Annotated in this window: 6 protein-coding genes and 3 pseudogenes; all 9 read left to right on the plus strand. The window is 66.7% G+C overall.

Features of this window, described 5'->3' with window-relative positions; all coding sequences use genetic code 11:
* Window positions 1-93: pseudogene (locus FUT87_RS16205) on the plus strand (FlhC family transcriptional regulator); the annotation flags it as partial.
* Between the two features lie 10 nt (window positions 94-103).
* Window positions 104-862 carry a class I SAM-dependent methyltransferase gene (locus FUT87_RS16210; protein ID WP_091722410.1) on the plus strand — a complete coding sequence of 253 codons (759 nt, stop codon included), beginning with the start codon at window positions 104-106 and terminating at the stop codon, window positions 860-862.
* A 177-nt stretch (window positions 863-1,039) separates the two neighbouring features.
* Window positions 1,040-1,896: pseudogene (gene motA / locus FUT87_RS16215) on the plus strand (flagellar motor stator protein MotA).
* 15 nt (window positions 1,897-1,911) lie between these two features.
* Window positions 1,912-2,859, plus strand: coding sequence for a flagellar motor protein MotB (gene motB / locus FUT87_RS16220; RefSeq protein ID WP_147241686.1), 948 nt, complete (start codon window positions 1,912-1,914; stop codon window positions 2,857-2,859).
* 31 nt (window positions 2,860-2,890) lie between these two features.
* Entirely contained in the window at window positions 2,891-3,283 is a 393-nt protein-coding gene (cheY, locus tag FUT87_RS16225; protein ID WP_058934552.1) for a chemotaxis response regulator CheY, read from the plus strand.
* A 16-nt stretch (window positions 3,284-3,299) separates the two neighbouring features.
* Window positions 3,300-3,935, plus strand: a complete 636-nt coding sequence (locus FUT87_RS16230; protein WP_175538181.1) for a protein phosphatase CheZ — start codon at window positions 3,300-3,302, stop codon at window positions 3,933-3,935.
* Window positions 3,936-4,139: 204 nt separating this feature from the next.
* Window positions 4,140-5,336, plus strand: coding sequence for a flagellar biosynthesis protein FlhB (locus tag FUT87_RS16235; RefSeq protein WP_091722425.1), 1,197 nt, complete (start codon window positions 4,140-4,142; stop codon window positions 5,334-5,336).
* A gap of 278 nt (window positions 5,337-5,614) precedes the next feature.
* Window positions 5,615-7,714, plus strand: a complete 2,100-nt coding sequence (gene flhA / locus FUT87_RS16240; protein WP_147241687.1) for a flagellar biosynthesis protein FlhA — start codon at window positions 5,615-5,617, stop codon at window positions 7,712-7,714.
* Window positions 7,711-7,893, plus strand: a pseudogene (locus FUT87_RS16245) (flagellar biosynthesis protein FlhF); the annotation flags it as partial. The gene flhA and the pseudogene FUT87_RS16245, both read left to right, overlap by 4 nt.

The following is a 7,893-nucleotide window of genomic DNA, read 5'->3' on the forward strand; positions in this document are numbered from 1 at the left end:
CATGAGGTCGCCAAGCACTACGTCTGCGGCCTGTGCAACCCGCCGGCGCGCGCCGGCAAGGGCAAGGCGGCCGGCGGCATCCAGATGCATTGAGGCCGCCACCATGGGCGCCCGACTCCCCCACGCCGCTTCCACCGACGCCCCGGGAGGCCTGCGCTGGCCGGCCCTGGCGCTGCTGAGCTGGGCGGCCTGCTTCGCCGTCTGGCGCCTGTTCGGCCCGGACTGGCCGGCGGCGATCGTCGCCTCGGGCCTGGGCCTGATCCTCGCCGGACTCCACCGCCAGGCCTGGCGCCGGCTGATCGTGGCGTCCGGTTTTCCGCTGGCGCTGCTCTTCACCGGCACCGACCTGCCGGCCTGGATCTGGCTGATCCCGCTGGCCGTGCTGGTGCTGGCCTATCCGCGCCGCGGCTGGAGCGACGCGCCGCTTTATCCGACCCCCCACGATGCGCTACGCGCGCTGCCCGAGCGTGTGAAGCTGCACGACGGCGCCCGCGTCCTGGACGCCGGCTGCGGGCTGGGCGACGGATTGGTGGCTCTTCGCCGCGCTTATCCGGGCCTGCGCTTCGCGGGCATTGAATACAGTGGCGTCCTGTGGCTGCTGGCCCGCCTGCGCTGCCCCTGGGCCGAGATCGCCCGGGGCGACCTGTGGGCCCAGTCGTGGCGCGAGATGGACCTGGTCTACCTGTTCCAGCGACCCGAATCGATGCCGCGCGCGCTGGACAAGGCGCGCACCGAGATGCGGCCGGGCGCCTGGCTGGCGAGCCTGGATTTTCCGCTGCCGGGCCAGCCGGTCTTCGCACAGCTGGACACCGGCACCCGCCACCGGCTGTATGTCTACCGGGTGCGCGAACTCCAGGCCTGAGCGCCTTGGACGCCGCCCACATCGAACGCAATCAGTCAGCGACGCCCGATCGGCGTCCGCACGGCACACCGGTCGTCACAGGCCGGGGCTCAAGCGGACGGGGAGCCGGTCGATAAGGGATGAGATGGCCCGGACCGCGAGGGGACGCGGCGGTTACTTCAGGACGGAACGAATTCCATGTTTGTCATCATCGGTTGGCTGCTGGCCCTGGCTTGCATCTTCGGCGTGTTCATCGCGCACGGGGGCAACATCGGCGTGGTGCTGCATGCGTTGCCCTTCGAGATGACGACCATCTTCGGCGCGGCGATCGGCGGCATGCTGGCCACCAATCCGCCCAAGGTCATGAAGGCCACGCTCAAGGGCCTGGGCGATTGTTTCAAGGGTAGCAAGTACACCAAGGCCCGCTACATGGAGCTGCTGGCGCTGCTCTACGACATTCTGCAGAAGGCCCGCAAGGAAGGCCTGATGTCGATTGAAAAGGATGTCGAGGATCCGCACAGCTCGCCGCTGTTCCAGAAATATCCCACCGTGGGCAACGACCACCATGTGGCCGAGTTCATCACCGACTATCTTCGGATGATGGTGTCCGGCAACCTGAACGCGCACGAGATCGAGTCCCTGATGGACGCCGAGATCGACACGCACCACCACGAGGCCTTCCTCGCCGTGATCGCGCTGCAGCGCCTGGCGGGCGGATTGCCGGCCTTCGGCATCGTCGCGGCGGTGCTGGGCGTGGTGAACACGATGGGCTCGGTCGGCCAGCCGCCGGCGGTGCTGGGCGGCATGATCGGCTCGGCGCTGGTGGGCACCTTCCTGGGCATTCTGCTGGCTTACGCGTTCGCCGAGCCGCTGGCCGGCGCGCTCGAGGCCAAGGTCGACGAGGCCGGCAAGGAACTGCAGTGCATCAAGACCACGTTGCTGGCCTCGATGCAGGGTTATGCGCCGCAGGTGGCGATCGAATTCGGCCGCAAGGTGCTTTACTCGACCGAGCGCCCGACCTTCGCGAGCTCGAAGGCCACGTGAAGAAGAAGTGATCGGAGTCATTTGCCATGGCCGGTGACGCCAAGAAACTGCAGCCCATCATCATCAAGCGCGTCAAGAAGGGCGGCCATGCCGCCCATGGCGGCGCGTGGAAGATCGCCTACGCGGACTTCGTGACGGCGATGATGGCCTTCTTCCTGCTGATGTGGCTGCTGGGCTCCACGACCGAGGGCGACAAGAAGGGTATCGCGGATTATTTCGCCTCGCCGCTGAAGGTCGCGATGTTCGGCGGTTCGGGTTCGGGCGACGCCTCGCACATCATCAAGGGCGGCGGTCAGGACCTGACGCGCCAGACCGGCCAGGTCAAGGCCGGCGACGTCGAATCCCCTCGGAAAACCATCAACCTGAAGGCCCTCAAGGAAGAGCAGCGCCGCGCCGAGCGGGTGCGTCTGCAGCAATTGAAGGACAAGGTCGAGAAAATCATTGCCGACAACCCGCGAATTGCGGCATTAGGTGGGCAAATCCGACTCGACATGACCCGCGAGGGCTTGCGTATCCAAATCGTGGACGAGAATAATCGCCCGATGTTTGACAGCGGCAGCGCGGTGGTGAAGCCGTATATGCGCGAATTGCTGCAGGAACTCGGCAACGTGTTGTCCGAGGTGCCCAACCGGCTCACGCTGGAGGGTCATACGGATGCACAGCCGTTTTCTGCGGGCGAGCGTGGATACAGCAACTGGGAATTGTCGGCGGACCGGGCCAATGCCTCACGGCGCGAGCTGGTGGCGGGCGGTTTGCCGGATGCCCGGGTCCTTCGCGTGCAGGGGTTGGCGTCGAGCAAACTGCTGGACACGAAAGACCCCAAAGCCCAGGTCAATCGCCGCATCAGCATCATCGTGATGAATCGCGATGCCGAGGATGCGGTGCTGAAGAACCTGCCCGACGAGGACGAGGACACTGCGAATCCCGCGGCGAGCGCGCCGCAGGCCTCAAGTTCCGCGCCCTCCGGCCGATAACACAGCCCTCCAGTCCCCTCAGAGGAACGCCATGAGCACTGACATGAAATTCTTGATCGTCGACGACTTCTCGACCATGCGCCGGATCGTGCGCGGTCTGCTGAAGGAGATCGGCTACAACAACGCCGAAGAGGCGGAAGATGGCGTCGAGGCCCTGAGCATGCTGAAACAGGCGAAATACGATTTCGTCGTCAGCGACATCAACATGCCCAACATGAATGGCTTCGAGCTGCTCAAGGCCATCAAGGAGGATGCCTCGCTGAAGCACCTGCCGGTGCTGATGGTGACGGCTGAGGCCCGCAAGGAAGACATCGTCCTGGCCGCCCAGAGCGGCGCGGCGGGCTACATCGTGAAGCCGTTCACGAAGGCCACGCTGGAGGAAAAGGTCCAGAAGATCATGCAGAAGCTGGCCGCTGCGGCCTGACGCTGGGGAGTCCACCATGCAGATGGAAGAACTGGCCAAACTGTCGCAGGGCAACGAGCCGCTGATGGTCTCGCCCGAGGTGTTCCAGCAGATCGGCACGATCACCCGCGTGCTGCACGACACGATGCAGCAGCTGGGCGTGATGCCCAAGCTGCAGGTCGCCACCGACGGCCTGCCCGATGCGCGCAGCCGTCTGACCTACATCGCCAACAAGACCGCCGACGCCGCCAACAAGGTGCTGAACTCGGTCGACCAGGCCAAGGCGGAACACGCCAAGATCACCGAGGCCGCCAATGCGATGGCCCAGGCGATCACCGCGGACCCGGTCCGCGCGGTGGCCTCGGGCGCGGTGCTCAACTTCGTCAAGGAAGTCGAGTCCTCGACCTCCAAGATCGACACCCACCTGACCGACATCATGCTGTCGCAGGACTTCCATGACCTGACCGGTCAGGTCGTCGCCAAGGTCGTGACCCTGGCCAACGACCTGGAAGATTCGCTGGTGAAGCTGCTGGTCTCGGTGGTGCCGCCGGAGCAGCGCGAGAAGGTCGATCCCAGCATCCTGCAGGGTCCGGTCGTCAGCCACGAAGGCCGTACCGACGTGGTGGCCAACCAGTCCGAAGTGGACGACCTGCTGGCCTCGCTGGGCTTCTGATCGCCCCGGCCGGCCGCGAGCCGGCACCTCGACGAAACCCGCGCCCAGGCGCGGGTTTCTGCTTTCTGGGCGACCGGAACGACGGGCTGAAGGCTGGCTGAGAAGACCGGCTGATTTCCGCCGCTTATCGGGCCAAGCCCGAACGGCGCGCGGCCGAACAATGGCGAGGCTGCGGCATGGGGCTGCGGCGTCCTCATTGCGCACATGGCCGATTCAGACGCACAAGACCGCAACTTACCCGCCTCGCAGAAAAAGATCGAACGATCGCGCAAGGAGGGCCAGCTGCCGCGTTCCCGGGACCTGCCGCATTTCGCGGTGATGGCCACCGGGGCCGCGTTGTTCGCCACCTCGACGCCGTACGCGGTCGACACGCTGCAGCACATGCTCGAAGGGGCGCTGCGTTTCGATGCCGAACAGCTGCGCGCCGCCGGGATGATGACCGAGCGGCTGTCCGCGCTGACCTGGCAGGGCATGGTGCTCGGCCTGCCGGCGATGCTCATCCTGGCGATGGCCGCGATCGCGGCGCACATCGCCTCGGGCGGCTGGAACTTCACGATGAAGCCGCTGAGCCCCAAATTCACCCACCTGAACCCGGTCACCGGCTTCGGCCGCCTGTTCCAGTGGCAGAACCTGACCACGGCGCTGAAGGCCGTGCTGCTGTCGCTGGTGCTGGGCATCGTCGGCGCGATCGCGCTGAAGGACCGCATCGCAGGCTTCGTCGGGATCATGTCGGTGCCGCTGCCTTCCGCGCTCGCCTTCGCGGGCAAGCAACTGATGGGCGGGCTGATGATGCTGGGCCTGTGCTTGGCGCTGTTCGCCGTCATCGACGTGCCGCTGCAGCGCCACCTCTATCTGAAGCGGCTGAAGATGTCCCGCGAGGAGGCCAAGAACGAGCTCAAGGAAGCCGAAGGCAACCTCGAGATGAAGCACAAGATGCGCCACAAGGCCCGCGAACTGGTGAAGCGCCGCATGCTGGCGGCGGTGCCCAAGGCGGACCTGGTCGTGATGAACCCGACCCACTATGCGGTCGCGATCGCCTACGACGAAACCCAGTTCGGCGCGCCGCGGGTGGTGGCCAAGGGCCTGGACCTGCTGGCCTTCAAGATCCGCGACATTGCCAAGGAGAGCAAGGTGCCGGTGCTGCAGGCGCCGGCCCTGGCCCGTGCCCTGTACGCCCACGCCGAACTGGACCGGGAAATTCCCGGCGCACTGTTCGGGGCAGTGGCGCAGGTGCTGGCCTACGTGTACCAGCTCAAGGCCGCGCTCAAGGGGCAGGGCATGGCGCCGAACGCGGCTCCGAACCCAGCCGTGCCGGATGAGCTCGACCCGCACAAGAAGCCGGGTTGGACGCCGCCCGAGGACGAGGCGGAGGACGCTTTCCCTGAAGGGCGTCCGGGCTGATCGCCCAGCGGGGGACCGAGCCGTCGGGAGACCGAGCCAGCGGCGGGCAGGACGGTGCCCCCTTTCCGCTCAGACGCCTGCGCCCGCTCGGCATTCGCTTCAAGGGGGCACCGTCCCGCCCGCCGCTCTCCACCAATGGCGCGGTTCCACCAATGGCGCGGTTCGGGGGGGAAAAGGCCCGCTTATCGGGTTAAAGGACGGTGGGGCTCCGCCGAACAATGGCGGGGCTCGATGGTCTCGTCGAGTCCCCCGTTGAACCCAGGCAGAAGGCAACCCCGATGAACGAGCTGATGGCCCGTTTGCAGAACCTCCTCGGACCCCGCGCCGCCATCGTGCAGGCGCTCGGGGCACCGATCGCCATCATCATCATCCTGTCGATGATGGTGCTGCCGCTGCCGGCCTTCGCCCTGGACCTGTTCTTCACCTTCAACATCGCCATGTCCATCATGGTGATGCTGGTGGCCTCGCAGATGGTCAAGCCGCTGGACTTCGCGGCCTTCCCGACCGTGCTGCTGATCACCACGCTGCTGCGCCTGTCGCTGAACGTGGCCTCCACCCGCGTGGTGCTGCTGGAAGGCCACACCGGCGCCGGCGCCGCCGGCAAGGTGATCGAATCCTTCGGCCACTTCCTGATCGGCGGCAACTTCGCCGTCGGCCTGATCGTGTTCGCGATCCTGGTGGTCATCAACTTCATCGTGGTGACCAAGGGCGCCGAGCGCATCGCCGAGGTCGGCGCCCGCTTCACCCTGGATGCGATGCCCGGCAAGCAGATGGCCATCGACGCCGACCTGTCCGCCGGCCTGATCGACGAGAAGGAAGCCAAGCGCCGCCGCGCCGAACTGGGCGACGAAGCCGATTTCTTCGGCTCCATGGACGGTGCCTCGAAGTTCGTCCGCGGCGACGCGATCGCCGGCATCCTGATCCTGTTCATCAACATCATCGGCGGCTTCGTGATCGGCGTGGTCCAGCACGGGCTGTCCGCCGGCCAGGCCGCCGACAGCTACATCCTGCTGGCCGTCGGCGACGCGCTGGTGGCCCAGATCCCGGCGCTGCTGATCTCGGTGTCCTCGGCGCTGGTGGTGTCGCGCGTGGGCAAGGACAAGGACGTGGGCCAGATGATCGGCTCGCAGGTGTTCGGCTCGACCAAGGCGGTGGCCATCACCGCCGGCGTGATCGGCCTGCTGGGCCTGATCCCGGGCATGCCGCACCTGGTCTTCCTGATGATCGCCGGCGCGATGGGGTATCTGGCGTACTGGCTGCGAACCAAGGAGCAGGCCAAGCAGGCCGCCGAGCTGAAGAAGCCGGCCGCCCCGGTGCCGGGCGCGCCGAACCCCGATGCCGAGGCCTCCTGGGACGACGTGCAGGCCGTGGACACCCTGGGCCTGGAAGTGGGTTACCGCCTGATCACGCTGGTGGACAAGTCGCGCGAAGGCGACCTGCTGAGCCGCATCAAGGGCGTGCGCCGCAAGTTCGCGCAGGACATCGGCTTCCTGCCGCCCTCGGTGCACATCCGGGACAACCTGGAGCTGCGCCCCAGCCAGTACCGCGTGACGCTGCGCGGCGCGGTGATCGGCGAGGCGGAGGCCTACCCGGGCATGTGGCTGGCGATCAACCCCGGTCATGCGACGCAGAAGCTGATCGGGACGCCGACGACGGATCCCGCCTTCGGACTCCCGGCGGTCTGGATCGAGGAGCGGCAACGGGATATGGCGCAAATGGCGGGATTTACCGTCGTTGATTGCGCGACCGTGGTGGCCACGCATCTCTCACACTTGCTGCAAGTTCACGCGGCCCGATTGTTGGGCCGGGTGGAAACCCAGCAGCTGGTGGATCACCTCACCAAGCAAGCGCCTCAGCTCATCGAAGACGTGATTCCAAAGATGGTCAATGTCGCCGCCCTGCAACGAGTCCTCCAGTTCCTGCTGGAAGAGGGCGTGCACATCCGCGACATGCGCTCCATCGTGGAAAGCTTGGCGGAGAACGCCACGCAGACCACCGATCCGGCCGAGCTGGCCCGTCGCATCCGCATCCACATCGCCCCGGCGATCGTGCAGCAGATCTACGGTCCGGCCAAGGAACTGGATGTCATCGCCCTCGATCCGGAGCTGGAGCGCCTGGTCACGCAGGCCCTGCACTCGCCTCACGGCGCGGCGCTGGATCCCGGTGTGGCCGACACGCTTGCGCGGAGTGCCGCCCAGACCGCCCAGTCCCAGGAGGACCGTGGTTTGCCCGCCTGCCTGCTGGTGCCTGACCTGATCCGCGCGCCCCTGGCCCGACTGCTCAAGCGCGCTGCGCCGCGGCTGAAGGTCCTGGGACACAGCGAGATTCCTGAAACGCACACGATCCGCATCGGCTCCATCATCGGAGGCACGGCATGAACGTCAAACGCTTTACCGCCCGCAATTCCCGCGAAGCCATGGCCCTGGTCCGCCAGGCCTTCGGTGACGACGCGGTCGTGCTCTCCAACAAGCCCTGCCCGGAAGGCGTGGAAGTGCTGGCGATGGCGCCGGAAGGCATGTCGCAGATCGAGCGCGTGGCCGCCCAGGCGCCCCGCGCC

It is taken from the genome of Mitsuaria sp. TWR114 (genome assembly GCF_007997345.1).

What these genes read in the sequence shown, in the direction of transcription:
- FUT87_RS16210 (WP_091722410.1), top strand. Translation starts at nt 104, where the DNA reads ATGGGCGCCCGACTCCCCCACGCCGCTTCCACCGACGCCCCGGGAGGC.
- motB (WP_147241686.1), top strand. Translation starts at nt 1,912, where the DNA reads ATGGCCGGTGACGCCAAGAAACTGCAGCCCATCATCATCAAGCGCGTC.
- cheY (WP_058934552.1), top strand. Translation starts at nt 2,891, where the DNA reads ATGAGCACTGACATGAAATTCTTGATCGTCGACGACTTCTCGACCATG.
- FUT87_RS16230 (WP_175538181.1), top strand. Translation starts at nt 3,300, where the DNA reads ATGCAGATGGAAGAACTGGCCAAACTGTCGCAGGGCAACGAGCCGCTG.
- FUT87_RS16235 (WP_091722425.1), top strand. Translation starts at nt 4,140, where the DNA reads ATGGCCGATTCAGACGCACAAGACCGCAACTTACCCGCCTCGCAGAAA.
- flhA (WP_147241687.1), top strand. Translation starts at nt 5,615, where the DNA reads ATGAACGAGCTGATGGCCCGTTTGCAGAACCTCCTCGGACCCCGCGCC.